Annotated in this window: 19 protein-coding genes, 1 tRNA gene and 1 pseudogene; 6 read left to right on the top strand and 15 right to left on the bottom strand. The window is 71.0% G+C overall.

Features of this window, described 5'->3' with window-relative positions; translation table 11 throughout:
- The first annotated feature begins 4 nt into the window (after positions 1 to 4).
- Entirely contained in the window at positions 5 to 406 is a 402-nt protein-coding gene (locus ACWEOZ_RS03085; protein WP_451909085.1) for a hypothetical protein, read from the top strand.
- A 54-nt stretch (positions 407 to 460) separates the two neighbouring features.
- Complete coding sequence (locus ACWEOZ_RS03080; protein ID WP_451909084.1) at positions 461 to 1,540, top strand: hypothetical protein; 1,080 nt, start codon at positions 461 to 463, stop codon at positions 1,538 to 1,540.
- 71 nt (positions 1,541 to 1,611) lie between these two features.
- On the opposite strand, the gene ACWEOZ_RS03075 is transcribed toward ACWEOZ_RS03080, so the two are convergent.
- Positions 1,612 to 1,688, bottom strand: a tRNA-Thr gene (locus tag ACWEOZ_RS03075).
- A 189-nt stretch (positions 1,689 to 1,877) separates the two neighbouring features.
- On the opposite strand from ACWEOZ_RS03075, the gene ACWEOZ_RS03070 reads away from it, so the two are divergent.
- Positions 1,878 to 3,641, top strand: a complete 1,764-nt coding sequence (locus ACWEOZ_RS03070) for a metallophosphoesterase (protein ID WP_451909239.1) — start codon at positions 1,878 to 1,880, stop codon at positions 3,639 to 3,641.
- A gap of 85 nt (positions 3,642 to 3,726) precedes the next feature.
- On the opposite strand, the gene ACWEOZ_RS03065 is transcribed toward ACWEOZ_RS03070, so the two are convergent.
- Positions 3,727 to 4,698 carry an NAD-dependent epimerase/dehydratase family protein gene (locus ACWEOZ_RS03065; RefSeq protein ID WP_451909083.1) on the bottom strand — a complete coding sequence of 324 codons (972 nt, stop codon included), beginning with the start codon at positions 4,696 to 4,698 and terminating at the stop codon, positions 3,727 to 3,729.
- A gap of 20 nt (positions 4,699 to 4,718) precedes the next feature.
- Positions 4,719 to 5,555: a PSP1 domain-containing protein gene (locus ACWEOZ_RS03060; protein ID WP_360550984.1), complete on the bottom strand. Its 837-nt coding sequence runs from the start codon at positions 5,553 to 5,555 to the stop codon at positions 4,719 to 4,721.
- A 151-nt stretch (positions 5,556 to 5,706) separates the two neighbouring features.
- Here ACWEOZ_RS03060 and ACWEOZ_RS03055 point away from each other — a divergent pair, with 151 nt between their 5' ends.
- The gene (locus ACWEOZ_RS03055) at positions 5,707 to 7,380 is read left to right on the top strand and encodes a hypothetical protein (protein ID WP_451909082.1); all 1,674 of its coding nucleotides are present in this window, start codon (positions 5,707 to 5,709) and stop codon (positions 7,378 to 7,380) included.
- A gap of 211 nt (positions 7,381 to 7,591) precedes the next feature.
- Here the strand turns inward: ACWEOZ_RS03055 and ACWEOZ_RS03050 are convergent, their stop codons facing one another.
- The 5 genes and pseudogenes from ACWEOZ_RS03050 to tmk form a co-directional block, all read right to left on the bottom strand.
- The gene (locus tag ACWEOZ_RS03050; protein WP_451909081.1) at positions 7,592 to 8,209 is read right to left on the bottom strand and encodes a hypothetical protein; all 618 of its coding nucleotides are present in this window, start codon (positions 8,207 to 8,209) and stop codon (positions 7,592 to 7,594) included.
- Positions 8,209 to 8,505 (bottom strand): type VII secretion target, encoded by a 297-nt coding sequence (locus ACWEOZ_RS03045; RefSeq protein ID WP_451909080.1) that lies wholly within the window; start codon positions 8,503 to 8,505, stop codon positions 8,209 to 8,211. Before ACWEOZ_RS03045 ends, ACWEOZ_RS03050 begins: the two co-directional genes overlap by 1 nt.
- A gap of 1 nt (position 8,506) precedes the next feature.
- The gene (locus ACWEOZ_RS03040; RefSeq protein WP_451909079.1) at positions 8,507 to 8,833 is read right to left on the bottom strand and encodes a YbaB/EbfC family DNA-binding protein; all 327 of its coding nucleotides are present in this window, start codon (positions 8,831 to 8,833) and stop codon (positions 8,507 to 8,509) included.
- Between the two features lie 102 nt (positions 8,834 to 8,935).
- Complete coding sequence (locus tag ACWEOZ_RS03035) at positions 8,936 to 10,129, bottom strand: DNA polymerase III subunit delta' (RefSeq protein ID WP_451909078.1); 1,194 nt, start codon at positions 10,127 to 10,129, stop codon at positions 8,936 to 8,938.
- Positions 10,130 to 10,748: 619 nt separating this feature from the next.
- Positions 10,749 to 12,836: pseudogene (tmk, locus tag ACWEOZ_RS03030) on the bottom strand (dTMP kinase); the annotation flags it as partial.
- Positions 12,837 to 13,081: 245 nt separating this feature from the next.
- On the opposite strand from tmk, the gene ACWEOZ_RS03025 reads away from it, so the two are divergent.
- Complete coding sequence (locus tag ACWEOZ_RS03025; RefSeq protein ID WP_451909077.1) at positions 13,082 to 14,287, top strand: amino acid deaminase/aldolase; 1,206 nt, start codon at positions 13,082 to 13,084, stop codon at positions 14,285 to 14,287.
- A gap of 1 nt (position 14,288) precedes the next feature.
- On the opposite strand, the gene ACWEOZ_RS03020 is transcribed toward ACWEOZ_RS03025, so the two are convergent.
- Positions 14,289 to 14,918: a TetR/AcrR family transcriptional regulator gene (locus ACWEOZ_RS03020; protein WP_451909076.1), complete on the bottom strand. Its 630-nt coding sequence runs from the start codon at positions 14,916 to 14,918 to the stop codon at positions 14,289 to 14,291.
- A gap of 137 nt (positions 14,919 to 15,055) precedes the next feature.
- On the opposite strand from ACWEOZ_RS03020, the gene ACWEOZ_RS03015 reads away from it, so the two are divergent.
- A complete protein-coding gene (locus ACWEOZ_RS03015) occupies positions 15,056 to 16,345 on the top strand; it encodes a D-arabinono-1,4-lactone oxidase (RefSeq protein WP_451909075.1) in 1,290 nt (429 codons plus the stop codon).
- A gap of 77 nt (positions 16,346 to 16,422) precedes the next feature.
- Here the strand turns inward: ACWEOZ_RS03015 and topA are convergent, their stop codons facing one another.
- From topA to ACWEOZ_RS02985, 6 genes are all read right to left on the bottom strand, one after another.
- On the bottom strand, positions 16,423 to 19,248 hold the full coding sequence (gene topA / locus ACWEOZ_RS03010; protein ID WP_451909074.1) for a type I DNA topoisomerase: 2,826 nt from the start codon (positions 19,246 to 19,248) through the stop codon (positions 16,423 to 16,425).
- Positions 19,249 to 19,446: 198 nt separating this feature from the next.
- Entirely contained in the window at positions 19,447 to 20,307 is an 861-nt protein-coding gene (locus ACWEOZ_RS03005) for a hypothetical protein (protein ID WP_451909073.1), read from the bottom strand.
- Positions 20,308 to 20,340: 33 nt separating this feature from the next.
- A complete protein-coding gene (locus tag ACWEOZ_RS03000) occupies positions 20,341 to 20,871 on the bottom strand; it encodes a hypothetical protein (protein WP_360829758.1) in 531 nt (176 codons plus the stop codon).
- A gap of 74 nt (positions 20,872 to 20,945) precedes the next feature.
- Entirely contained in the window at positions 20,946 to 23,312 is a 2,367-nt protein-coding gene (locus ACWEOZ_RS02995) for a sodium-translocating pyrophosphatase (protein WP_451909072.1), read from the bottom strand.
- A 308-nt stretch (positions 23,313 to 23,620) separates the two neighbouring features.
- Positions 23,621 to 24,061, bottom strand: a complete 441-nt coding sequence (locus tag ACWEOZ_RS02990; protein WP_212993691.1) for an ATP-binding protein — start codon at positions 24,059 to 24,061, stop codon at positions 23,621 to 23,623.
- Positions 24,058 to 24,429, bottom strand: a complete 372-nt coding sequence (locus ACWEOZ_RS02985; protein ID WP_451909071.1) for an STAS domain-containing protein — start codon at positions 24,427 to 24,429, stop codon at positions 24,058 to 24,060. Before ACWEOZ_RS02985 ends, ACWEOZ_RS02990 begins: the two co-directional genes overlap by 4 nt.
- Positions 24,430 to 24,524 lie beyond the last annotated feature (95 nt).

The raw sequence follows: 24,524 nt of genomic DNA, 5'->3' as shown, positions 1-24,524 counted from the left end.
GGTGATGGCAGAAGTCACCGGAGGTGACCTGTACGCGTTGTGGCGGGTGTCCGAGGCGCTGCTCCCTCGCGTGGCGGACGTCTACTACGACGCCAACCGCCTGGTCGCGGCGGACGGCAGCGCCGCCGGCCTGACCTTCGCCCTGACCATGTGGAACACCCTGAAGGACGAGCTGCAGGACATGTACGCCGACATCGGCGGCGTGGTCCTGGACGGTGCCACCGGGGTCCGGGAGGCGCGGCTGGCCTACGAGGCCACCGACGCCGGGGCAGCCCAGGGTCTGCAGGTCATCCTCAAGGATCCCTACCAGAACTCCACCGACCCTTCGGTAGCGCCACCGGCGCCGGGGTCCGAGGACGACCCGGGCGCACCGGTCGTCGTCGCCCAGCCCGGAGGCGTGTCCTGACCGACGCCCGCGGGCCGCAGTTCAATTTGTTGTTCACGGAGGGGCCGAACAGTTGTGGGTAACGTCGATACGCCGTCCCAGTTCACGAACGCGAGCTACGTGCCGGCTCTGACGCAGAAGGCGGAGAAGCTGCGCCAGGAGTTCGTCCGGCAAACGCTCGAGGACCTGAACTCCTACCTCGACGCGCTCCTGGCGGAGTACAACAAGGCCAACCCGGACAAGCCCGCCTCCACCGTCACGAGCGGTGGCTTCTCGGCCGTCGTCCAGAACGGTCCGGGGCTGCCGGACAGCGAGGTCTACCTGACCGAAGCCCAGATCAGGCAGTGGCAGGACGCCATCCAGCACGAGCACTACGCCTGGGTCGTCCCCACGTTCGAGAGTTACCTGACGCCCGACCCCGACGAGGCGAACCCGGCCATCGAAGGCCTGGGGACCATCGCCGAGAAGTTCGGCGGAGTCGCCACCGAGTCCGGGAAGCTGGGAAACCGTGACCTCGGCCTGACGGGGCTGCAGACGGTCCGGGACCAGATGGAACAACACTGGGAAGGCGCGTTCCAGCAGACCTTCGTCACGAACTTCCTCGCTCCGCTGGAGAACGGGCAGGCATGCCAAGCCGCGGCGGCCCGCATCTCGAAGGAACTGCTCGAAGCCAACAAGATCAGCAAGATCGCCCAGCGCAAGGCGATCCTCGATCTGCTGGACAAGGCGATCGCCGCGCTGGGCGATCTCGGTTCGGGCAGCAAGTCCTCCAAGGAGTTCATCTGGAGCACCCTCACCGGCATCGCCGCAGGCACCCTCATCGCCGCGACGGGCGGCACCATCGCCGTCTGGATCGGCGCCGTCATCATCTCGTCCAGCACCCTGGCGCAGGGCCTGTCGGTCGGCACGGACGCCCAGAAAACCGACATCGGCGGCGCCACCGCCCAGGAGATCGCGGTGGCGGTGCAGCGCGCGCTGACCGCACAGAACGAGAAGTTCGTCGAGGACGAGACCAAGGTGGCCGACGCCATGACGCAGCTGCAGAAGGACATCGCCGCTGCCCGCCAGGTGGTCGGGCAGCTGGGCGTGAACAGGCCCAACCTGTACGGGGCGAGCTCCAAGGACATCCACCGCGGCCTGACGCCGGCACACTGACGGTTGTTTCCGAACCGCAGGGAAAGACACAAGGCCCTGACCAGCGTTCCCGCTGATCAGGGCCTTGTCCTTGGAGCCGCCTGACGGAATCGAACCGTCGACCTACGCATTACGAGTGCGTCGCTCTAGCCGACTGAGCTAAGGCGGCAACGATCGTTGAGTATACTGCATCGGTCGTCGTACTTCGGAACGGGTCCGGCCGCGGCGCGCCGGAAGCGGACGGCAGGTGTCATACCCCCGGGCTAGTCTGCCTCTCGTGACCGATCAACAGCCGCTCCCGCGGCATCGACGGCGGTCCGCCGAGGCCGAGCCCTCGGCGGCACGGCGGCCGGTGAGCATGGATCCGCAGCAGCTCGGGTTCACGCCCCAGCGACCGGTCGGCTGGCTGGCTCCGTTACTCCTGCTCAACACCGGTCTGCGCACGCTGATGGCCACCCTGTTCGGCGCCTATCTCGACAAGCGCGAGCTGCAGAACGCTCTCTCCGGCGACTCGTTCCAGCAGCCGGGCACTGACGGTGAGCTGTGGCTCGACTACGTGGCCGACCTGGGCGACGGCTTCCACGCGACCTACTCGGTGGCGTACCTGTTGGCGCAGCCGCAGCTGGAGGTCGACGGCCGGGTCCTGCCCCGCGGCCAGGTGCTGCTCATGGGCGGCGATCAGGTTTATCCGCTCGCCAACGGCGACGGTTACGAAAACCGGATGAAAGGGCCGTACCGCGCGGCCCTGCCGGAGGCGCCGGCCAGTGGGCCGCGGCCCACTCTGTTCGCCCTACCGGGCAACCATGACTGGTACGACGGCCTGACCGCGTTCCTCCGCCTTTTCGCACGCCGCAAGGACGGGCACATCGGCGGCTGGCGCACCCAGCAGCGCCGTTCGTACTTCGCAGTGGAGCTGCCGGCCAACTGGTGGCTGTTCGCGATCGACGAACAGTTCGGCGCGTACATCGACGACCCGCAGCTGCTCTACTTCGAGAAGGCCGCCCGCAACCTCGGCCCCGACGACCGCATCCTGCTGATGACGCCGTCGCCGACCTGGGTCAAGGCCGCGAAGAAGCCCGAGGCGTACGACGCGGTCGACTACTTCATCCGCACCATCCTCGCGCCGACCGGGGCTCAGGTCCGCCTGCTCGTCTCCGGCGACCTGCACCACTACGCGCGTTACACCGGCGAGGACCGCGAGCTGATCACGTGCGGTGGCGGCGGCGCCTACCTGCTGGGCACCCATCAGCTGCCGGAAACGCTGACCGTGCCGCCGAAGGAGACGCTGACCCGCAGCGCCAGCCGCAGCCGGGAGTATGCGCTGGCGTCCCGCTTCCCCAGTGCCACGCAGTCCCAGCGGATGGGCTGGGGAGTCTTCGGCAAGCTCCCGGCCCGTAACACCGGCTTCGCGACGATGCTCGGCATCATCCACACCCTCACCATGCTGGCCATGGCCGGCGCGGCCAGCCAGGGCGGCACGATCCAGCGGCTGTTCAGCATCCCGCTGGTCTTCATGCTGGTGCTGATCCTGACCGGCACGGTGCTGTTCGCGCAGCCACCGGGCGCCAGCTCCGACAAACACGCCCGGCACTGGATCCTCGGCCTGGCCCACGGGTTCGCCCAGATAGCGCTGGCGGCGGGCGGCACCTGGGTCTGGCTGCAACTGCCGTTCCGGGATTGGGTCTGGCCCGGGCCGCTGGCGGTGGCGGCGGTGCTCTACGGGCCGTTGATCGCCTACCTGGCGACGCAGCTGCTGGCGCTTTATCTGCTGATCGCGAGCTATTTCGACGTCAACGTCAACGAGCTGTTCGCGGGTCAGGGCATCGAGGACGCCAAAAGCTTCCTCCGCCTGCATATCGCGGCGGACGGCACTCTGACCGTGCACCCGATCGGCATCGAGAAGATCTGCCGGAAGTGGACGGCCGACCCCGACGGGGCGCCGGACAGTTCGTGGCTGCGCCCGGAGGAGCCACTACTGACGCACCTGATCGAGCCACCGATCATCGTGGATGGCCCGGCCCATCCAGCGCCGTCGTCCGTTCCGGCGGCGCCCGGCACGGCAGGCCCGGCCCACCCGGCACCGTCGTCGGCACCGGCGGCGCCCGGCACGGCAGAGCTGTAGGCGGAGGGGGTCGCACCAGGCCCGGCCCACCCGACGCCATCGTCGGCACCGGCGGCGCCCGGCACGGCAGAGCTGTAGCAGGGGGTCAGATCTTGAGCGGGCCGGCCACGCCGAGCTGGTCATGGTCGATGAGCCAGCGCACTGATTCCAGGACGGCATCCTCCGGCTCATAGCGCGGTTTGTATCCGAGGAGCGTGCGAGCTTTGTCGATGCTGAAGTAGTGGCTGCGGGAGAGGTGTTCCCAGCTGGCTTCGGCGGCCTCGTCGGAGGTACCGCTGCGGAACTGCTCCCAGGTCACCGTGCGCAGCGTCGCCGTCCGGCCGAACCAGGATGCGGCGATCTCGGCGTAGCCGCGGACGTTGAGCGCTGAGGGCGCGACGACGGTGACGTCCTGCCCGGCGGCGGCTGCTCGGTGGTCGACGGCCGCCTCGAAGGCCTGGGCCACGTCGTCGGCGTGCACGTGGTGCATGAACTCGGCGCCGATCCCGGGCACGTCGATCGGCTCGCCCGCGGAAAGCCTGGCCCAGACCCCCGGGTCGAGATTGCCGAGCGGGCCGATCGGGTGCCAGCCCGGGCCGACGATGTGGCCCGGGTGCAGCGACGTGGTGACCAGTCCGCCGGACCTGGTCTCGGCCTGCAGCATGTCGGCGATGGCGGCCTTCGCGATGCCGTAGTCGCCGAGCGGCGGGGCCGCGTTGTCCTCGGTGATCGGGAACTTCGCGCTCGGGCCGGCGCGCCAGATCGAGCCGCAGTGCAGCAGGTGGCCGGTCTCGCCGCGCAGCCGCTCGACCAGGGCGGTCGCGGAGTCGAGGGTGAAGCAGATGAGGTCGATGACGACGTCGGGGCGCAGGCCGGCGACCCGGTCGCCGAAGGTGCCCGCCCGGTCCTCGGCCTCCCGGTCCGCGCTGACCTGCCGCACCTGCCGCCAGGCCGGATCGTCGGTGTAGCTGGACCTCTGCCCGCGGCTGATGCTGATCACCTCGTGACCGGCGCGGACCAGTCGCGGGATCAGGAACGTGCCGATGTGCCCGCTGCCGCCGATGACCACAACCCTCATGACGTCAGGCTATGGGCCGCTCAGGAGTATTGCTCGTCGTGGGCCTGGCGCGGCCCGCAGACCGAGGCCCGGCTGCACGAGCAGCGGGAGCCGTCCGCGTCCATCCGGACCACGACCGCGTCCTTCGGAACGCTGTGGGCCACCACCCTGCCGTCGCCCTCCGGGGTCGTCACCCGGCTGCCCACGGCCGGCGCCGACGCCTGGAACTTCTGGTACAGCGGGTGTTCGTATTTGAGGCAGCACATCAGGCGGCCGCACGCGCCGGAGATGCGCAGGGGGTTCAGGGGGAGGTCCTGGTCCTTGGCCATCCGGATCGTCACCGGCTCGAAGTCCGTCAGGAACGTCGCGCAGCACAGGTCCCGGCCGCACGAGCCGATGCCGCCCTGGACCCGGGCCGAGTCGCGGGCCGACAGCTGGCGCAGCTCCACCCGGCAGTGCAGGGTCGCGCCGAGGTCGCGGACCAGGGAACGGAAGTCGACCCGGTGCGGGGCCGTGAAGTAGATCGTGGTGCGGGCGCCGCCCGTACCGGCCTGCTCCAGGACGTGGTCCACGGCCACGACCTTCATCGGGAGCTCGTGGGCCTTGATCAATTTTTTGGCCGCGACCTTCGCCTCGGCCTTGCGCTTGCGCAGCAGCTCGTCGCGACGCAGGTCGCGGTCGTCGGCGAGGCCGGCGACCTTGGGGAAACCGTCCGTGTCCTCGCTGACCCACTGCGCCGCCCAGACGCATTCCGCCACCTCGGGCCCGTCGTCGGTCGGGACCAGCACGCGGTCACCCACCTGAGGCGAGAACTCGCCCGGGTCGAGGTAATAGAGACGGCCGTAGCGGTTGAAGCTGACGGCGCACAGCATGCCCATCACCACACCCTACGGCGACGGACCGGCGGTGCGAAATAGCGCAGAACTACATAGATCAGCGCAACCCTTGGCATTGACTCTCGTTGGGCCATCCCGTAGACGCCGCTGATTGCGGTGATCCTTGGGGGAGGACTTTTTCATGATGCCCGCCGTGCCAGCACGGGTTGATCTTGTGACACCCGCCGAGCCCGACCAGGGCGTTCCCAGCACCACCCGGGCCCGGCTGAAAGCCGCCGCGCTCGGGGTGGTCGGGGCCCTGCTCGTGCCGCTGCCCGCGGCCGCCGCGCCCGCACCCTGCGAACAAGCCCTGCGGTACGCCGCCCAGTCCGGCACCCAGGTCATGCGCATCGCCGGCCTCGACCTCGGCCCGGCCGGCCGCGACGACCAGCCGATCAAGGACGTCGGCGTGGGCGACGCCAAGTCCGCCCTGGTCGCGCAGGCACCCGTCAACGCCGCCGCGCTGGGCCGGATCCTCGACGGCGGTCCCGCGGACCAGAAAGCGCTGGCCAAGGTGCTGCAGCAGACCGCTCCGCCCAGCCACAGGAAGCCCGAGCAGCGCAGGTATGCGGCCACCGAGGTGGGCCCGTTCCGGCTCGGCGCGAGCGAGCTGAGAGTGCACGCCCGGTGGGACCCCAGGATGGCCTGCGGCAACGTTGCCCGTGAGGCGACCCGGGCTGAGGCTGTGCTGCGGCGGGCGGGGGTGCTCGACGGTGGGGATGCCGCGCTGGTTCGCGTACCCGGAAAGATCTCGGCCTTGAGCACGACGGCGATGGAGCGGCGCGGGCCCGCCGCGCGGGCTGTGGCGGCGGCCTCCATGGCCGCCGGCAAGATGCAGCTGCTGGGCGGGGCGATCACGGTCAAGGTGGTCAAGCCGCCGTCGCTGCTGGCCACGATGTCGGGCGCGGACGGCGGCGAGGTGCGGTACGAGCCGGCAGTGCTCGAGGTGTCCGGGGAAGGGTTCGAGACCGCTCAGCTGGACACCGCGGGTGACAGCGTGGAGCTGCGGCTGGGCGAAGACGGCGCGGTTGCCGGACCGGGCGGGGCCCGGAACGGCGAGACCGGGAGCGGCAAGGACCACACCGGCGCGGCTCACAACGTCGGCGCCGGTCACCGCGCCTTCCGCCTCGCGGCTCAGCGGGACCCGGACGACGGCAAGGCCCACAACGCCGGCAAGAGCGGGAAGGGCAACGGCGGCAACGGCGGCAACGGCAAGGCTGGGTCCGACGACAAGCGCGTCCACAAGGGCGTCCCCGACCCAGCCGGCGCAAGCAACGACAACGTTCGCGAGCCTGGCGGGCCCGTCAGCGATCACGACAAAAGCGGCAAGTCCGGCTCGGGACCCTTCTCCGGCCTGCCGGCAGCCGGCGCGCTCAGCCCCGTCCCGCCGCTCCCCCTGCCGAGCATCCCCGGCGTTCCGCCGATCGCCGCTCCCGGCCAGGGCCCCGAGGCCGGGCCGGCAACCGGTCCCGGTACGACCGTGACGATCTCGCTCGGCGACGTGCGCCAAGCCGTCTCCGGCCACGCCATCGCCGCGAAGGCCACCGCGATGACCATCGCGATCACCCAGGGCTCCGACCGTCAGGCGTACGCCGACAGCACCCCCAACCGCACCGGCGCCGTCCTCGACCTCGACATGGGACTGCTGGAAGTGGCCGCCGTGGCCCCCGAACCCGCGGGTGGACCGTCGGGCGTGGTCAGCGGCGACGGCGGTGGCCTGCCGATCACCGGTCCGCGGGTGGACGTGCTGGCGCTGGCCGGCGTCGCGCTACTGATCGCCGGCGCGGCAGCTCTGATCTTCGGTATGCGCGGCCGTCCCCGCCCCTGACCTACGTCCTCCTCCGGGAGCCGGGCAACCATGGTCCATCGAGGTGACAACGCCGTCCGCAGGTGCCGTCCTGCCCGGACGAGCGGCTCGTTCCGCGGGCGCCCGGGCGACAAAGGCCCACCGCAGGCGTTGAGTGTGACGTGGACCTGCGGGGGGTGCAGGGGACGCGGCGCCGCGCTCGGAACCGGCTATCCGAGCGTGGCGCCCGTCGTCACCGCACAGCCACCAGCGGCTCGGCCAGGCGGGCCGAGGTGTGCAACAGTTCCGCGCCCGGCTCGTACGCGTCGGCGACCGCCCGCAGCACCTTCATCGCGACGTCCGCCGCCGCTTCCTGCTCCCGGGCCGAGGCCAGGTCCATCTCGGTCGCTGCCAGCGCCACCGCCTGGGTGGAGCTGAGCACCTCGGCCAGCACCTCGGCCAGTGCGTCGCGGGCCGACCGCATCCAGGTGACCAGTGAATCCGCCAGGTCCGCCGAAGCCTGCAACCGTTCGTCGAGGCTTTCCGGGCCGCCACTGAGGTGTGCCGCCGCGCGCTGCCGGGCCGCGTCGTACGCCTCGGCCGCCGCCCCGGTCCACTCCCCCGGCCCCGGCAACGACGCGGCGAGCACCGCGTAGGCCCGGGCGTCCGCGCGCAGCTCGGGCGCCGCCTCCCCGAGCTCCTCGGGTCGCAGCACCGCCACCGCCCGCGCCGCGTCGCCCGGGAGCAGGCGCACCCGGCGCAGCTGGATCCACACCCGGTGCTCCGGCGGCGCACCGACCGTGGCCAGGACGTCGTCGACCCGGCGCAGCAGCGGCCCGGCCGTGGCCAGCAGGCGATCGAGCCGGTCCATCACATGCTCCGGCGGATGCGGCGGCCGGCCTCGTCGTCCGTCTCGGTGTAGACCTTGGCTGTCAGCCGTACGTCGGCCGCCAGCATGGTCAAGTGGGCGGCCGCGGCCGCGGCCTCCTCCGAGCGGGCGGCGAGCACCTCGAGCCACAGGTCGTGCAGTCGGCGGCCCAGCCGGCCCGGCACTCCCTCGTCGTCGGCGCCGAACGCACCCGGCGACGAGGCGTGGGCCGACAACGAGCGGTCCACTGTGGTCAGGGCGTCCGCCGCGGACTCCAGGCGTTCGGCGAGCTTCTCCATGTCAGCGGTCTCCCAGCGATCGGAACGCCCCGAACACCTCGTCGTGCAGCTTCTCCCGGGCCCAGCGGGCCGCTTCGGTCGCGGTGGTCACCACTGCCTGCACCTCCCGGGCCAGGTCGGCCGCCGTGCGATGCTGCAGGCTGCCACGGATGTGTACGTCGGTGATGTCGCCCGCCGCGGTGACCAGCACCTCGATCGAGTCGTCGGGCGAGTGCACCGACACCACGTGACCGGCGACCGCCTTCTCGAACTCGGCCCGCAGCACGTCGAGGCGGCGGTAACGTTCGATCGCCTCGTCGATCCATGCCTCGTCGATCTCGCGGGGCATCCACAGGCTCCTTACCGGGCGTACCGCCTTGGTTGCTTTACGGCACCGCGACCGTACCCGGTTGCCCGACTGTCGCGCATCCCCCGGCGCGCCCCTTGTGGATTACCCGCGCCAGAGATTGAGCATCATCGCTTCCACGGCGATCTTCGGCTTCACGTTCTGCTCGATGGCTTCGCGACAGGCCAGCACGGCCTCCAGCCGGCGCAGCGTGCTCTCCGGTGTCCACTTGCCGGCTGCCGCAGCCGCCTGCTCGGCGGTGTCCCGGTGCACCACCGCGACCGGCGCCTTGAGACCCGTGACCAGCACGTCCCGGTAGAAAGCGGCGAGATCCACCAGCGCCCGGTCCAGCGCGTCGCGCTGCGAGCGGGTCGACCGGGACTTCTGCTTCTTCTCCAGCTCCTTGAGCTGACCGGCGGCGCCCCGCATCGCACCGGTCGCGCCCCGGCCCGTACCGCCGGCACCGAGCGCCTGCTCCAGCGCCGCGCGTTCCGTGCTGTCGTTCTCGGCGAACGCGGTCGCCGCCTCCGCCTCCGCGGCCTCGATCAGCGCGGAGGCCGCGTCGAAGCAGGCACCGACGCTGGACAGCCGGCGCGGCACGGCGAGCACAGCCTCCCGGCGGCCGCGGGCCTCCGGGTCGTTGGCGAGCCGCTTGGCCCGGCCGACGTGGCCCTGCGCGGCGGCCGCGGCCCAGGCCGCGACGTCGGGCGCGATCCCGTCCCGGCGGACCAGGACCTCGGCCACGGCCTCGGCGGGCGGCTGCCGCAACGCTACGACCCGGCACCGCGAGCGGATGGTCACCGAGATGTCGTCCGGGTGCGTCGACGGGGTGCAGAGCAGGAAAACGGTACGCGGGGGAGGCTCCTCGATGGCCTTGAGCAGCGCGTTCCCGGCCGCCTCGGTGAGCCGGTCGGCGTCCTCGATGACCACGGCCTGCCACTTGCCGCCGGAGGGAGCACTGCCGGCCCGCAGCACCAGCGCGCGCATCTCGTTGACGCCGATCGACAGGCCCTCGGGCACCACGAAGCGCACGTCGGCGTGGGTGGCACCGAGCACGGTGTGGCAGCCGTGGCACTCGCCGCAGCCGACACCGTCGCGCTCGCACTGCAGAGCGGCGGCGAGGGCCCGGGCGGCGACCGAGCGCCCTGATCCGGGCGGGCCGGTGAAGATCCAGGCGTGGGTCATGGCGCCGTTCCCGCCGTCGGCACCACCGGCCACGATCCGGGCGGCGGCCGCGGCGGCCCGGCGCAGCGTCTCGACGGCCTCGTCCTGCCCGACCAGGTCGGCGAACACACTCATGGCGTCGATTCTCGCTCGCTCACGGCTTGCTGCCCACCGGCGGCGGCGTCTCGTCATCGGCGGCCCGGGCCCGGTTGCCGGTGAGGTCCTCGAGCACCTCGACCGCCGTCTCCTCGTCCTCGTCCTCGGCGGCGGCGTCGGCGGCGTCGGCGGCGTCGGCGTCGGCGTCCTTGGTGGCGGAGACCGCTCCGGCCGCCGGGACCGCCATCGTCTCGTCCGACTCGCTGCCGGACGGGGCCGGCCGCACGACCACCGTCTCGTCCGGGCCGCCGGCCGGGAAAGCCGTCGTGGCGTTCGGATCATCGGAATCAGGCCGGCGCACCACCACGGTCGCGTTCGGGTCGTCCGACACCGGCCGGGACACCATCACGGTCGCGTTCGGGTCGTCCGGCGTGGACCGCGGCAAGGCCATGGTCGCGTCCGAAGGCAGAGCCGTGGTCGCGTCCGAGGGCAGGGCCATCGTCGCGTCCGGGCTGTGGGAGGAGACCACCATCGTGTCGTCCGGGCCCGCGCCCGGGCGGATCACCATGGTGTCGTCCGGGCCGGCGGCCGAGGCCGGCCGGACCACGATGGTCTCGTCCGAGCCGCTCGTCGCCACCGCGCCCGACCCCGTCCGCATCACCAGCGTCTCGTCGGGACTCGCGTGCGGCGGGACCACCATCGTGTCGGCCAGGTCCGGCGCGTTCAGGTCCGGGCCCGGCGGCACCGCCGTCGACGCCGGATCCGGGTGGCTGTCGTCGCCCTCGGTGAGCATCGCGTTGAGCCGGGTGGCGACCGCGTCGGCGATCTCGTCCGCCGGGCGCGCCGCGTCCAGCACCAGGTAGCGCTTCGGGTCCGCCGAGGCCAGGTCGAGGAAGGCGTAGCGGACGCGTTCGTGGAAGGACCGGGACTCGCTCTCCAGCCGGTCCGCGCCCAGGCCACGCTGGTCGACCCGGCCCAGCCCCACGGTCGGGTCGACGTCGAGCAGCACCACCAGGTCCGGCTTGAGACCGCCGGTCGCCCAGGACGACAGCCAGGAGATCTCCTGGACCGGCAACGTGCGGCCGGCCCCCTGGTACGCGAGCGACGAGTCCACGTACCGGTCGCTGATCACCACCGCGCCCCGGGCCAGCGCCGGACGCACGACGGTGGCCACGTGATGGGCCCGGTCGGCCGCGTAGAGCAGCGCCTCGGCGCGCGGCGACGGCGCGTCGGCGCCCTCGCCGTTGGACAGCACCAGGCTGCGGATCCGCGCGCCCATGTCCGTCGCGCCCGGCTCGCGGGTCACCACCACGTCGTGCCCGGCCTCGGTCAGGGCCTCCGACAGGCGGGTGACCTGCGTCGACTTGCCCGCGCCCTCGCCGCCCTCGAAGACCACGAAGATGCCCTGGCGGGTGAAGTCCTCGCCCGGTGACAGCGGGCGGCCGCGGATCGAGCTCCACAGGTCGGCCAGCACCGGCACGCCGCGCTTGTCGTCCATCTGGCGGAACGCGCTGATCCCGGTCCAGACCCCGATGATGCCGGCGACCAGCAGCAGGATGCGGGTGGAGGAGATGCTGACCGAGAGGCTGCCGGCCGAGATGGTGCGGGAGCTGCCCAGGCCGACCAGGAGACCGGCCAGCGAGATGGCCAGCAGCAGGACGAGCCGGGCACCGATCTGCACGACGGCGAAGACCCGGCCGCGTACCTCGTCGTTGACCTGGCCGCCGAGCAGGGTGACACCGGCCAGGAACGCCATGCCGGCGCCCGCGCCGACGAACAGCGCGCCGAAGAGCGCCATGGACAGGTGGAACGCCACGGACAGGAAGCCGACCGCGCCGCTGGCGAGCACGATGCTCATGCCGAACCAGCGGCGCCGGGACAGCTCCTTGACGACCATCGGGCCGAGGCCGATGCCGACCGCCAGGCCGATGAACAGGGTGGCGAAGAGCAGGTAGAACGCGGCGTCACCGGCGCCCAGCGAGGCGGTGAAGAAGCGGGCGGTGCCGATCACGATGCCCGCGCCGGCGAACGCGCCGAAGATGCCGAGCACCAGGCCGCGGACGAACGGGGTGCCGCCGATGTACTTCCAGCCCTCGACGAACTGGCGGAACATCGACGTCTCGGCGTTCTTCTCCTTGCGTTCGCGGTGGCCCTCGCTGATCTCCTTGATGCCGAAGAAGACGACGGCGGCCGTGGCGGCCCGGGAGAAGGCGTTGATCCAGAGCGCGATCTGCACCGGCTCGGCCCAGTCCGGCAGGCCGCCGATCGGGCCGCGGACCACCCCGTCGAGGGCGGCCAGCGCGAGGGCGGCCAGGATCGGGGTGATGCCGTACGTGGTGATCAGCGTGAGCTGGTTGGAGACCTCGAGGCGGCCCTTGGGGATCAGGTTGGGGACCGCGGCCTCCTTGGCCGGGATCCACATCAGGGTGATGGTCTCGCCGATGAAGGTGGCGATGACCGCCCAGGTGACCGTGAGGCCGCCGGACTCGCTGAACAGGGCGACGACCGGGATCGAGCCGTACACGAAGAAGCGCAGGATGTCGCAGATGACCATGGTGTAGCGCCGGTCGAACCGGTCGGCCATGACGCCGGCGATCGGGCCGAGCAGCAGCGCCGGGAGCAGCCGGATCGCGATCGTGCTGCTGAACGCGCTGCCCTGGGCCACGCTGCCGGTGACCTGCTGGGAGGCGAACAGCGCGGTGGCCAGGGTGCCGATCCAGTCGCCGAACGAGGCCACGCTGAGCACGAGCCAGAGCCGCCGGAACGGGCGGATCCGCAGGACGGAACGCAGCGCCGCCGCCCCTGACAGATCGACCGGGGGGCTGGCCTCCTTGCGTGCCGAGCTCGTTTCGGTGTCGATGGCCCTACCTCCCCGTGGTCATTGCTCGAAGCACTCTAACGGGCGCCCCTGACAGACCGCGGGAACGCTCGTTCGGGTGGCGCAAAAATGAAGGTGTTTCGCATAAGGCCGGGACCCGTTAAGTTGCCGTTGTGATCGTCGAACGCAGTGCGCTGCAAAAACGACTGGACCGGGCCACCGACGGCCTGGAGACGCCGCTGGCGGTGGTGGATCTGGCCGCCTTCGACGCCAATGCCGCCGCGCTGACGGCCCGGTCGAGCGGCAAACCGATCCGGGTCGCCAGCAAGTCGGTCCGCGTGCGGTCCCTGCTCGAACGGGTGCTGGCCCGCCCCGGCTGGTCCGGCGTGATGGCGTACACCCTGCCGGAGGCGATCTGGCTGGTGCGCAGTGGTGTCACGGACGACGTGCTGGTGGCGTACCCCAGCGTCGACCGGACCGCGATCGCCCAGCTGGCCGCCGACCCGCAGCTGGCCGCCGCGATCACGATCATGGTCGACCATCCCGCCCACCTCGACCTGGTCGATGCCGTGGTGGCGCCGGGCCGGCGGCCCGACGTGCGGATCTGTCTGGAACTCGACGCCTCCTGGCGGCCCGCCGGGCCGCTGCACATCGGCGTCCGGCGCTCCCCCGTGCACTCCGCGGCTCAGGCCGGATCCCTCGCCGCCCGGCTGGTCAAGCGGCCGGGCTTCCGCCTGGTCGCGATGATGTCCTACGAGGCGCACATCGCCGGGCTCGGCGACGCCCCGCCCGGGCAGGCCCTGCGGGCCCGGGCGATCCGGATGATGCAGCGCCGGTCGCTGCCCGAGCTGCTCCGCCGCCGGCTGGCCGCGGTCCGGGCGGTACGCGAGCACGCCGACCTGGAGTTCGTGAACGGCGGTGGCACCGGCAGCATGGCGCTGACCGCCGCCGACCCGTCGGTGACCGAGGTCGCCGCCGGGTCGGGACTGTTCGGACCCACCCTGTTCGACGGGTACCGCGCCTGGCAGCCGACCCCGGCGGCGTTCTTCGCGCTGTCGGTGGTCCGCCGGCCGGGACCGCGGATCGCGACCGTGCTCGGCGGCGGCTGGATCGCCTCCGGGCCGACCGGACCGTCCCGCCAGCCCACCCCTTGGCTGCCCGAGGGGCTGCACATGCGGGGCGACGAGGGCGCCGGCGAGGTGCAGACGCCGTTGCTGGGCGCCGCGGCCGAGAGCCTGCGGCCGGGCGACCGGGTGTGGTTCCGCCACGCCAAGGCCGGCGAGCTGTGTGAGCACGTCAACGAGGTGCACCTCGTCGACGGCGACACGGCCGCGCCGACCCCGACGTACCGGGGAGAGGGGTATGCGTTCCTCGGTTGACTCAGGCGGGCACGTGCCGGTGCAGATACTCCCTGATCAGCGCCTTGGCCTCGGTCAGCACGGCCTCGTCACCGGTCACGTCGCGCCGGAACGCCAGCTTGATCAGCGCGTCCGACGCCTCCACCGCGATGAGCAGGGCGAAGCGCAGCCGTCCCCGGTCCATCAGCTGGAACTGCTCCACCAGCAGCTCGGCCAGCCGGTCGGCGATGACCGCGTTGTTGTCGCGTTCGGCGTCGAGCAGGTGCAGGTCCACCACGTCGCCGAAGTGCAGCGTCCGGAAGCCCGGCACGCTGCGGTGCATGTGGATGTAGGCGTCTATCGCCGCGTCCACGCCGTCCCACCAGTGGGCGAACGTCTCGTTGGCGAAGCGTGCCGACAGCGACTGCAGGTACGCGTCCATGTTGCGCATGGCGAGGGCCTGGACGATGGCCCGCTTGTCGGGGAAGAACTGGTAGACCGAGCCGATGGCGACCTCGGCCCGCTCGGCGAGCAGGGTCGTGGTCAGGCCCTCGTACCCGACCTCGTCCACCAGCTCCGCGCAGGCGTCGAGCATGCGCTGGACCCGGGCAACGCTTCTGCCCTGCACCGGAACCCGCCGCAGCGGTCCGGTGGTGACGGTTGGTGTCGACACGCGTCGCCACTCCCTCTCAGCAGTGATAATGGGAACGTTACTCGGATCAACGAGCGAGATGCATCGACGGGACGCCGGGGACACGCGGCATTCCCGGTTTTGTGCGACTGTCCGCTCGTCGGGAGGACAAAGCCGGAATGACTATGTCTCTGCACTGGCGTAACTGGGGCGGTAACCAGCACTCCGTGGCCGCCGAGGTCCTGACCCCTGGCACTGTCGACGAGGTGGCCGCCCTCGTCAAGGAGGCGTCCGCCACCGGACACAAAGTCAAGGCGGTCGGCAGCGGGCACTCGTTCACCGCGATCGCGGTCGCCGACGACCGGCGGCTGCTGCTGCACCGGCTGAGCGAGCTGGTCGCGGTCGACGGTGACCTGGTCACGGTGCAGGCGGGCATGCCGCTGCACCGGCTCAACCGGCTCCTGGCCGAGCACGGCCTGGCGATGCCCAATCTCGGCGACATCGACCAGCAGACGGTCGCCGGGGCCATCTCCACCGGTACGCACGGCAGTGGTCAAGCCCACTCCACCCTGGCCTCCTGCGTCGAGGCGGTCACCCTGGTCACCGGTACGGGCGAAGTGCAGCGCATCGATGCCAGCTCGCCCCTGTTCCCCGCGGCCCGTCTGGGCATCGGGGCGCTGGGCGTCCTCGTGGAGGTGACGCTGCGCTGCGTGCCCGCGTTCGTCCTGCTGGCCGACGAACGGCCGATGCCGCTGTCCGAGGTGCTCGCGAGCCTGGACGAGGGCATCGCCACCAACGATCACCTCGAGTTCTACTGGTACCCGTACACGGACCGGGCCCAGCTCAAGCGCAACAACAAGGTGCCCGTCTCGGATCAGCCGCTGTCGGCGTTCCGGGGCTGGCTGGACGACGAGCTGCTGGCCAACACGGTCTTCCAGGCCGCCTGCCGGCTGGGCCGGGCGGTCCCGGCGACCGTGCCGGGCATCAGCGCCGTCGCTGCTCGTGCGCTGACCGCCCGTACGTACACGGACCGTTCCGACCGGGTCTTCTGCACGCCGCGCCGGGTCCGGTTCACCGAGATGGAGTACGAGATCCCCCGGGAGTGTCTGGGCGAGGCGCTGGGGGCGCTGCCCCGGATCATCGAGAAGCTGCCGTTCAAGGTGCAGTTCCCGGTCGAGGTGCGGTTCACCGGCCCGGACGACGTCTGGCTGTCGCACGGCTACGGGCGCGACTCGGCGTACATCGCGGTGCACCAGTTCAGCGGCAGCCCGTACGAGCCGTACTTCCGGGCGTTCGAGGCGGTGTGCGAGCCACTGGGCGGACGGCCGCACTGGGGCAAGATGCACTACCGCGACGCGGAATCGCTGCGCCGGGCCTACCCGAAGTTCGACGACTTCGTGGCCGTCCGCGACCAGCTCGACCCGGCCCGCACCTTCACCAACGCCTACCTGGACCGCGTCCTCGGCTAGTTATCCACAGCCTCATCCACAGGCAGGAAACCTCCGCCACCCTGGCCCGGTGAACTCAGTAGTCGTGCACCGCTCCGCTATTCCGCGCTGGCAGTCGCCCTGGCGGGAGCCTTCTTCGCGGTTGGGGAGGCGTTGGTGGCTCGCTTGGCCGGCGTGGCCTTCTTGGCGGCTGCCTTCTTGGCGGGCGCCTTCTTGGCTGCGGCCTTCTTGGCGGGGGTGGCGTCGGAGGAGGCGGCTGCCGCCTTCTTGGCCGGGGCCTTCTTCGCGGCCGCCTTCTTCTTGGGGGCGGGTCCCTTGGCGCGCTTCTCGGCGAGCATCTCGGAGGCCTGCGCGACGGTCAGTTCCTCCGGCGTCTGGCCGCGGCGCAACGACGCGTTGAACTCGCCGTCCGTCACGTACGGGCCGAAGCGGCCTTCCTTGATCACCATCGGCTTGTCGGTGGCCGGGTCGTTGCCCATCTCCCGCAGCGGCGGCGCGGCGGCCCGGCGCTGGCGGGTCTTCGGGGCGGCGAGCAGGGCCAGCGCCTCGTCGAGCGTCACGGTGAAGAGCTTGTCCTCGCTCTCCAGCGAACGGAAGTCGTCACCACGCTTCACGTACGGCCCGTAGCGACCGTTGGCCGCGACGATCTCCGCGCCCTCAGGGTCCTTGCCGACCGTGCGGGGCAGCTCCAGCAGCCGCAGGGCCTGCTCGAGGGTGAGGGTGTCCGGCGTCTGGGACTTGAACAGGCTGGACTTCTTCTCGCCGCTCTGCACGTACGGGCCGAAGCGACCCGACTTGAGCGTCACGGACTCCCCGGTGGCCGGGTCGTCGCCCAGGCTGCGCTCGCCGCCGCCACCCAGGTAGAGCTCGGTGACCTTCTCGACGGTCAGCTCGTCCGGCGCGACGCCCTCGGGGATGGACACCCGGTCCTCGGGCGCCTCCTCGGTCGCGTCGGGCAGGGCGCGCTGCAGGTACGGCCCGTAGCGGCCCACGCGGACCACCACGTTGCGGCCGGCGTCGTCCTTGAACAGCGGGATCGAGTTGACCGCGCGGGCGTCGATGTCGCTGAGGTTCTCGGTGACCATCTTCTTCAGGCCGCCGGCCTTGGCGATCGAGTCGTCCGCGCCCAGGTCGCTGCCGAAGTAGAAGGAGGTCAGGAAGTCCAGGGCCGCGTGGTCGCCACCGGCGATGTCGTCGAGCTGGGTCTCCATCGCGGCGGTGAAGTTGTAGTCGACCAGCCGCGGATAGTGGCCCTCGAGCAGGCCGACGACCGCGAACGCGATGAACGACGGGATCAGCGCCTGGCCGCGCTTCTCCACGTACCCCCGGTCCTGGATCGTCCGCATGATCGACTCGTAGGTCGACGGGCGGCCGATGCCCAGCTCTTCCAGGGCCTTGACCAGCGACGCCTCGGTGTAGCGGGCGGGCGGCGAGGTGTGGTGGCCGATCGCGTTGAGCTCCTCGGCCGTCAGCGGCTGGTCCTTGACCAGGTTCGGCAGGCGGCGCTCGGCGTCCTCGGCCTCGGCGTTCTCGTCGTCGGAGGACTCGACGTAGGCGCGCAGGAAGCCCGGGTCGGTGATGGTCTTGCCGCTGGCGCCGAAGTCGACCTCTTCACCGGCGGTGGAGATCGCGCGGATCCGTACCGAGACGGAGTTACCGACGGCGTCGGTCATCTGCGAGGCGACCGTACGGCGCCAGATCAGCTCGTAGAGCTTGAACTCGTCGGTGGACAGCTCGTTGGCGACCTCGCCGGGGGTGCGGAAGTTGTCCCCCGCGGGGCGGATCGCCTCGTGCGCCTCCTGCGCGTTCTTGACCTTACCGGTGTAGCGGCGGGGCTGCGGCGGCACGTTGTTGGCGCCGTACAGCTCGGCGATCTGGCGGCGGGCGGCGCTGATCGCGGTCTCGGAAAGGTTCACCGAGTCCGTACGCATGTAGGTGATATAGCCGTTCTCGTACAGCCGCTGGGCGGTGCGCATGGTCTGCGACGAGGAGAACCGCATCTTGCGGGCGGCTTCCTGCTGCAGCGTCGAGGTGATGAACGGCGCGTACGGCTTCCGCCTGTACGGCTTCTCCTCCACGCGGGTGACCGTGAACGGGCGGTCCTCAAGTCGCGCCGCGAGCCCGCGGGCCCCGTCGCCGTCCAGGTGGACCACGCCGGCACCGGGCTTGACCTGGCCGGTGGTCGGCTCGAAGTCACGGCCGGTGGCGATCCGGTCGCCGTCCAGGGCGATCAGGGTCGCCGAGAACGATCGGGTGCCCTCGGTCTTGCCCTGCACCGACAGCAGAGCGTTGATGTCCCAGTACTCCGCGGTGCGGAACGCCATCCGCTGGCGCTCCCGCTCGACCACGATCCGGGTGGCCACGGACTGGACGCGCCCGGCGGACAGGCGGGGCATCACCTTCTTCCACAGGACGGGGCTGACCTCGTACCCGTAGAGCCGGTCCAGGATGCGCCGGGCCTCCTGCGCGTCGACCAGGTCCTTGTCGATCTCGCGGGGGTTGGCCACCGCGGCCTGGATGGCCGCCTTGGTGATCTCGTGGAAGACCATCCGCTTGATCGGGACCTTGGGCTTGATCGTCTCGACCAGGTGCCAGGCGATGGCCTCGCCCTCGCGGTCCTCATCGGTGGCGAGCAGGATCTCGTCCACCTCTTTGGCCAGCTTGGTCAGCTTGGCGATCTGCTGCTTGCGGTCCTGCGAGACCACGTAGAGCGCGTGGAAGCCGTTGTCGACGTCGACGCCGAGCCGCGCCCACGACTCGCCCTTGTACTTGGCGGGCACGTCGGCGGCGTTCTTCGGCAGGTCCCGGACATGGCCGAAGGAGGCCTCGACGAAATAGTCGGGCCCCAGATAGCCGGCGATCGTCTTGGCCTTCGACGGGGACTCGACGATGACCAGACGGGTCGTCCTGGCTTTCTCCGGCACGGCACTCCCACACTTCTCGATCGATCGGCGGCCCGTCGCGGACGACGGACACGCGGACGTTCAACGTAACGCGCCGGACGAGCAGGCATTCCCCGGGCAACGGAGAAGTCGGATGGTAACGGTCCGGCCACCGCATGCGTCCGACGGCGACACCGTACACCGGGAACATGGCGTCGTGTCGGACACAATCACCGAAGGTCAACCGGCGGCGGCGCCCGGCCACAGCCTTTCGGGTGCCGCGGCGGGCCGTTCGCCGACCAGCTCCGCGAGCCGGGCGAGCCGCCTGCGACCTGCGATGACGTACGCCGGACCGGCCTGCACGGTGCCGGCCAGACCGACCCGGGTCAGCGCGGCGTCGGCGGCTTTGTCAAGAAAGCCGTCGGGATCCAGACCGAGCGCGTAGCCCTCGGGCCGCGGCGACCCGGCCGCGGCGACCCAGAGCCGCAACTGCGGCCCGGTCAGAAAGAGCCGGTCGTCCGGCGGCGGCCAGGCCCGGGCGAGCGGGTCCAGCCGGCTGCTGTAAGCGGTCCGGACCTCGAAAGAGACGGTACGGGGATCCGCGTCCTCCTTCTTATCTACGGTCGCGGCTTCGACGTCTGCGGGCTCGTCGCTGGTCGCGCCCTCGTCGTCGGCTGCGGCCGGTTCGTCGGCCGGCTCGGCGGGCTCCTCGCCGGCCGCCAGCGTCAGCTCCACCGGCTCGGCCGTGAGTTCCGCCACGTGATCGTCGACGCCGTCGGTCGTCACCGGGGCCCAGGTGACCACCAGACCCCGCGACACCAGCTCCTCGACCAGCACGTGCACCCGCCAGGCGGCGTCCACCCGGACCGCGACTCTGGCCGTACCGCCCATCCGGCCCAGCCGTCCCGGACCGGTGAGCAGCCCGGCCAGGTCGGCCAGCGATGGATCGGCCGCTTCCACCCCGAAGATCGACAGTTGCCGGACGGCCGGCACGGTCAGCGCGGCACGGCGCCGGACTTTCGGCGCGGCCGGGATCCGGGCGTCCGGAACCGGCGCGGGCAGCACCTCACGCGGGATCAGCGGCCACCCGGGCTCGGTCATGGTCAGCGGCGCTCCGTCATCAGCAGGTGCCCGTCAGCGGCATTCCGGCGCCTCGTCGAACGCCTTCTTGAGCTCTTCCGAGTCGAGCCGGCTGGTGTCCAGCTCACTCTGCTTGTATTCGACGTTGAGGGTGTCCACCACGGAGCCGACCTTGGTGTAGAAGTCCTTCGACGGGCTGGTGGCCAGCGCCGCGATGCCGCTCTTGGCCCGCCCGTACGCGTCGCGCATCGCGCTGAGCGAGGCGGTGAAGCTGTCGGCGACCTCTTTGCCCTGCTCGACGTCCGGGACGCCGGCCTTGCGCACGCCGGCCCGGGCCTTCTCACTGGCCGACTCGGCCCCACCGAACAGCCGGGTCAGGTTTTCCTTGGCCTGTGCCGGGGTGGTCTCGGCGGTCATCTGCTGCTGGGTGCGGGTCGCCAGGGTGCCGATCTCGGAGCGCCAGGGCGCGAGCACCGTGCAGACCGAGGCGGCCCAGGCGCGGGGCGCGGGACCGCCCGCGCAACCACCCAGTGTCACGACGAACGAGAGAACAAGCAGTAAGGGTGTGGTGCGGGCCGTGCGCATGGATTGCAGCGTACGGCCAACCTCCGACAGAGGGCACCCGGCGAGTGCCGGGTGCCCTCTCCGTCGTGCTGGGATCAGGCGCTGATCCGCTCCGACTTGGTCTCCGTGGTCGGGCTGGGCTCGCCCATGGAGATCGGCTTGCGCTTGCTCCAGATCACCGCACCGGCCACGATCAGGGCCGCGACCACCGCGAGGGCGATCCGGACCGGGTCGTTGGCGTCGGTGCCGACGCTCAGGGTCACCACGGCCGGGGCGATCAGCAGCGACACCAGGTTCATGACCTTGAGCAGCGGGTTGATGGCCGGACCGGCGGTGTCCTTGAACGGGTCACCCACCGTGTCACCGATGACCGTGGCCGCGTGCGCCTCGGAGCCCTTGCCCCCGTACGCACCGTCCTCGACCAGCTTCTTGGCGTTGTCCCAGGCGCCACCGGAGTTGGCCAGGAAGACGGCCATCAGGGTGCCCGCGCCGATCGCACCGGCCAGGTAGGAGGCCAGCGCGCCGGCGCCCAGGCCGAAGCCCACCGCGATCGGCGCCAGGATGGCCAGCAGACCGGGAGTGAGCAGCTCACGCTGGGCGTCCCGGGTGCAGATGTCGACGACCTTGCCGTACTCGGGGCGCTGGGTGCGCTCCATGATGCCCGGGAACTCGCGGAACTGGCGGCGTACCTCCATCACGACCGCGCCCGCCGAGCGGGACACGGCGTTGATGGCCAGGCCGGAGAAGAGGAACACCACCGCGGCGCCGATCAGCAGGCCGACCAGGTTGCGCGGGTTGGAGATGTTCAGCAGGCCGAGGATCTCGGTGCCGATCCGGTCGGCCGGGATGCCCGCGTCGGCCAGCGACGACTGCAGGGTGTTCGTGTACGAACCGAACAGCGCCGTCGCGGCCAGCACGGCCGTGGCGATCGCGATGCCCTTGGTGATCGCCTTGGTGGTGTTGCCGACCGCGTCGAGCTCGGTCAGGATCCGGGCGCCGTTCTCGTCGATGTCACCGGACATCTCCGCGATGCCCTGCGCGTTGTCCGAGATCGGGCCGAAGGTGTCCATCGCGACGATGACGCCGACCGTGGTGAGCAGGCCGGTGCCGGCCAGCGCCACGGCGAACAGCGACAGCGTGATCGAGGTGCCGCCCAGCAGGTACGCGCCGAAGACGCCCGCGCCGATGAGCAGCGCCGAGTAGACGGCCGACTCGAGGCCGACGCTGATGCCGGCGAGCACGACGGTGGCCGCACCGGTCTGCGACGACTTGCCGATGTCCTGCACCGGACGCTTCTCGGTCTCGGTGAAGTAGCCGGTCAGCGCCTGGATGGCGGCGGCCAGCACGATGCCGATGACGACGGCGCCGATGGCGACGAGCTGCGGGTTGCGACCGCTGTCGATCACGCCCTGGTCGATGCCGGCGTCGGCGCCGAAGCCCGCGAAGGTGTCCGGCAGGTAGACGAAGCTGACGATCGCCACGATGACCGCGGAGAGCACGGCCGAGATGTAGAAGGCGCGGTTGATGGCCGTCAGGCCGTTCTTGTCCGACGCGCGGAGCCGGGTGATGAAGACACCGACGATGGCGATGACCACGCCGACCGTGGAGACGATCAGCGGGAAGATCAGGCCGTCCTGGCCGAACGCGGCCTGGCCCAGGATCAGCGCCGCGACCAGCGTCACCGCGTACGACTCGAAGAGGTCGGCGGCCATGCCGGCGCAGTCACCGACGTTGTCGCCGACGTTGTCCGCGATGGTCGCGGGGTTGCGCGCGTCGTCCTCCGGGATGCCCTGCTCGACCTTGCCGACCAGGTCGGCGCCGACGTCGGCGGCCTTGGTGAAGATGCCGCCGCCGACCCGCATGAACATGGCGAGCAGCGCGGCGCCGAAGCCGAAGCCCTCGAGCACGGTCGGGGCGTCGCTGCGGTAGATCAGCACGACCAGCGCGCCACCGAACAGGCCCAGGCCCACGGTGAGGAAGCCGACCACGCCACCGGTGCGGAACGCGATGCCCATCGCCTTCTCGCGGCCACCGGCCTCGCCGGCCGCCGCGGCGACCCGCAGGTTCGCCCGGGTGGCCAGGGCCATGCCCGCGCCGCCGATGAACGAGCTGAAGACCGCACCGACGATGAAGAACAGCGACCGGCCGACCTTGACCGCGGTCTCGCTGTCGGTGTTGTGCACCGGCAGCAGGAAGAGCAGCACGACCGCGATGACGACGAAGATGGCGAGGGTCTTGAACTGCCGGAACAGATACGCCGAAGCGCCCTCCTGAACCGCCCCCGCGATCTCTTGCATGTTGGTGGTACCGCGGCCCGCGGAAAGCACCGACTTGACGAAGACAGCAGCGAATGCCAGCGCCACCAGCGCGAAGACGATCGCGACGATGACGAACGTGACATTCGAACTGTCGAGCGACCCGCCGCTGCTTTCGGCAGCGAGGGTTATGGAGGTCCGGGACATCAATGTCCTCCTGTACACCGACCGCACCCGGGCAGCGGACGAAACCGCCGGGCGCACTCCCTGCTCTAGGAGACGACAACCTGGTCCCGCGGACGCGGAACCAGGGAGCAGTAGCTGATTACCGGCGTACTGTAGCGGCCGAACGTGGTGATGGTCACACCTGGATCCGGCCGTGTCAGGGTGATGTTTACCGCTGTGTTAGCGGTTGGCACCCGAATCGGTTACCGCCTAGGCTCCGCGCCTCCAGCAGCGGTTTCCCATGCCATGCGCCGAACGGCGTGATTTGTGCGGTGAACGGCACCTTTGTCTCAGCGCCGGTGGACGGGCCAGACCATCCGGACCTCGGTGCCGGCGCCTTCTTCCACCGGGCGCACCTGCAGGTCGTCCACGAAGCCGGCGAGCAGGGCGAAGCCCACGCCGGTGGTCAGCGCCTCGTCGGTGAGCGACTCGTCGGCCAGCTCGTCCGGCGGCAGCTTGGCCAGGCCGACACTGGCCTCGATCGGCGCCCGGTCGATGACCCGGACCGTGTACGAGTCGGTGTCGGACATCTCGACCATCACCAGGTCGGGCAGGTTGTACTGCCGGTGCAGGGCGACCGCCCGGGTGCACGCCTCACCGATGGCCAGCCGCACCTCGTCGAGCAACTCCTCGGCGACGCCCGCCCGCCGGGCCACCGCGACGCCGACCAGCCGGGCCGTACGCACGTGCACCGGTGCCGGGGAGAACGACAGCCGAACCGTGGCCATCACGCCGTCGGGGGGTTGTCGTCGCGATCGCCGGACGACGTCGAGGTGGCCGCCTCGACGGAGGGGTAGATCGGGAACACCTGGTCGAGCGCGGTGATCCGGAAGATCTTGAGCAGCGGCTCCTTGCTGCAGACCAGGCCGAACGTCCCGTTGGCGGCGCGCAGCCGCTTCAGGGCGCCGACCAGCACACCGAGACCGGTCGAGTCGAGGAAGTCGACGCGGGCGAGATCCACCACGACGTTGCGCGACCCACCGTCGACCAGCTCCACGAGCCGCTCACGCAGGCGTGGCGCCGTGTAGACATCGACCTCACCACCGACGTCGAGCACCGTGTGCTCGCCGACGGTACGGGTCGTCAGCGACAGCTCCATCGGTCCTCCTCCCTCGGGGTCAAGCCTTCAGGCAGCCGATCTCCACAGCGAATCTAACCACCGACGCTCCGGGCACGACGCGTCGCACCCTCCCG

This window comes from Actinoplanes sp. NPDC004185, from assembly GCF_053603475.1.
The sequence above is the reverse complement of the archived record's forward strand: the minus strand, read 5'-3'. Positions and strand labels throughout refer to the sequence as shown.

What these genes read in the sequence shown, in the direction of transcription:
- ACWEOZ_RS03070 (WP_451909239.1), top strand. Translation starts at nt 1,878, where the DNA reads ATGGATCCGCAGCAGCTCGGGTTCACGCCCCAGCGACCGGTCGGCTGG.
- ACWEOZ_RS03000 (WP_360829758.1), bottom strand. Translation starts at nt 20,871, where the DNA reads ATGCGCACGGCCCGCACCACACCCTTACTGCTTGTTCTCTCGTTCGTC.
- ACWEOZ_RS03065 (WP_451909083.1), bottom strand. Translation starts at nt 4,698, where the DNA reads ATGAGGGTTGTGGTCATCGGCGGCAGCGGGCACATCGGCACGTTCCTG.
- ACWEOZ_RS03060 (WP_360550984.1), bottom strand. Translation starts at nt 5,555, where the DNA reads ATGGGCATGCTGTGCGCCGTCAGCTTCAACCGCTACGGCCGTCTCTAT.
- ACWEOZ_RS03050 (WP_451909081.1), bottom strand. Translation starts at nt 8,209, where the DNA reads ATGGACCGGCTCGATCGCCTGCTGGCCACGGCCGGGCCGCTGCTGCGC.
- ACWEOZ_RS03085 (WP_451909085.1), top strand. Translation starts at nt 5, where the DNA reads ATGGCAGAAGTCACCGGAGGTGACCTGTACGCGTTGTGGCGGGTGTCC.
- ACWEOZ_RS03045 (WP_451909080.1), bottom strand. Translation starts at nt 8,505, where the DNA reads ATGGAGAAGCTCGCCGAACGCCTGGAGTCCGCGGCGGACGCCCTGACC.
- ACWEOZ_RS03015 (WP_451909075.1), top strand. Translation starts at nt 15,056, where the DNA reads ATGACTATGTCTCTGCACTGGCGTAACTGGGGCGGTAACCAGCACTCC.
- ACWEOZ_RS02995 (WP_451909072.1), bottom strand. Translation starts at nt 23,312, where the DNA reads ATGTCCCGGACCTCCATAACCCTCGCTGCCGAAAGCAGCGGCGGGTCG.
- ACWEOZ_RS03005 (WP_451909073.1), bottom strand. Translation starts at nt 20,307, where the DNA reads ATGACCGAGCCCGGGTGGCCGCTGATCCCGCGTGAGGTGCTGCCCGCG.
- ACWEOZ_RS03035 (WP_451909078.1), bottom strand. Translation starts at nt 10,129, where the DNA reads ATGAGTGTGTTCGCCGACCTGGTCGGGCAGGACGAGGCCGTCGAGACG.
- ACWEOZ_RS03040 (WP_451909079.1), bottom strand. Translation starts at nt 8,833, where the DNA reads ATGCCCCGCGAGATCGACGAGGCATGGATCGACGAGGCGATCGAACGT.
- ACWEOZ_RS02985 (WP_451909071.1), bottom strand. Translation starts at nt 24,429, where the DNA reads ATGGAGCTGTCGCTGACGACCCGTACCGTCGGCGAGCACACGGTGCTC.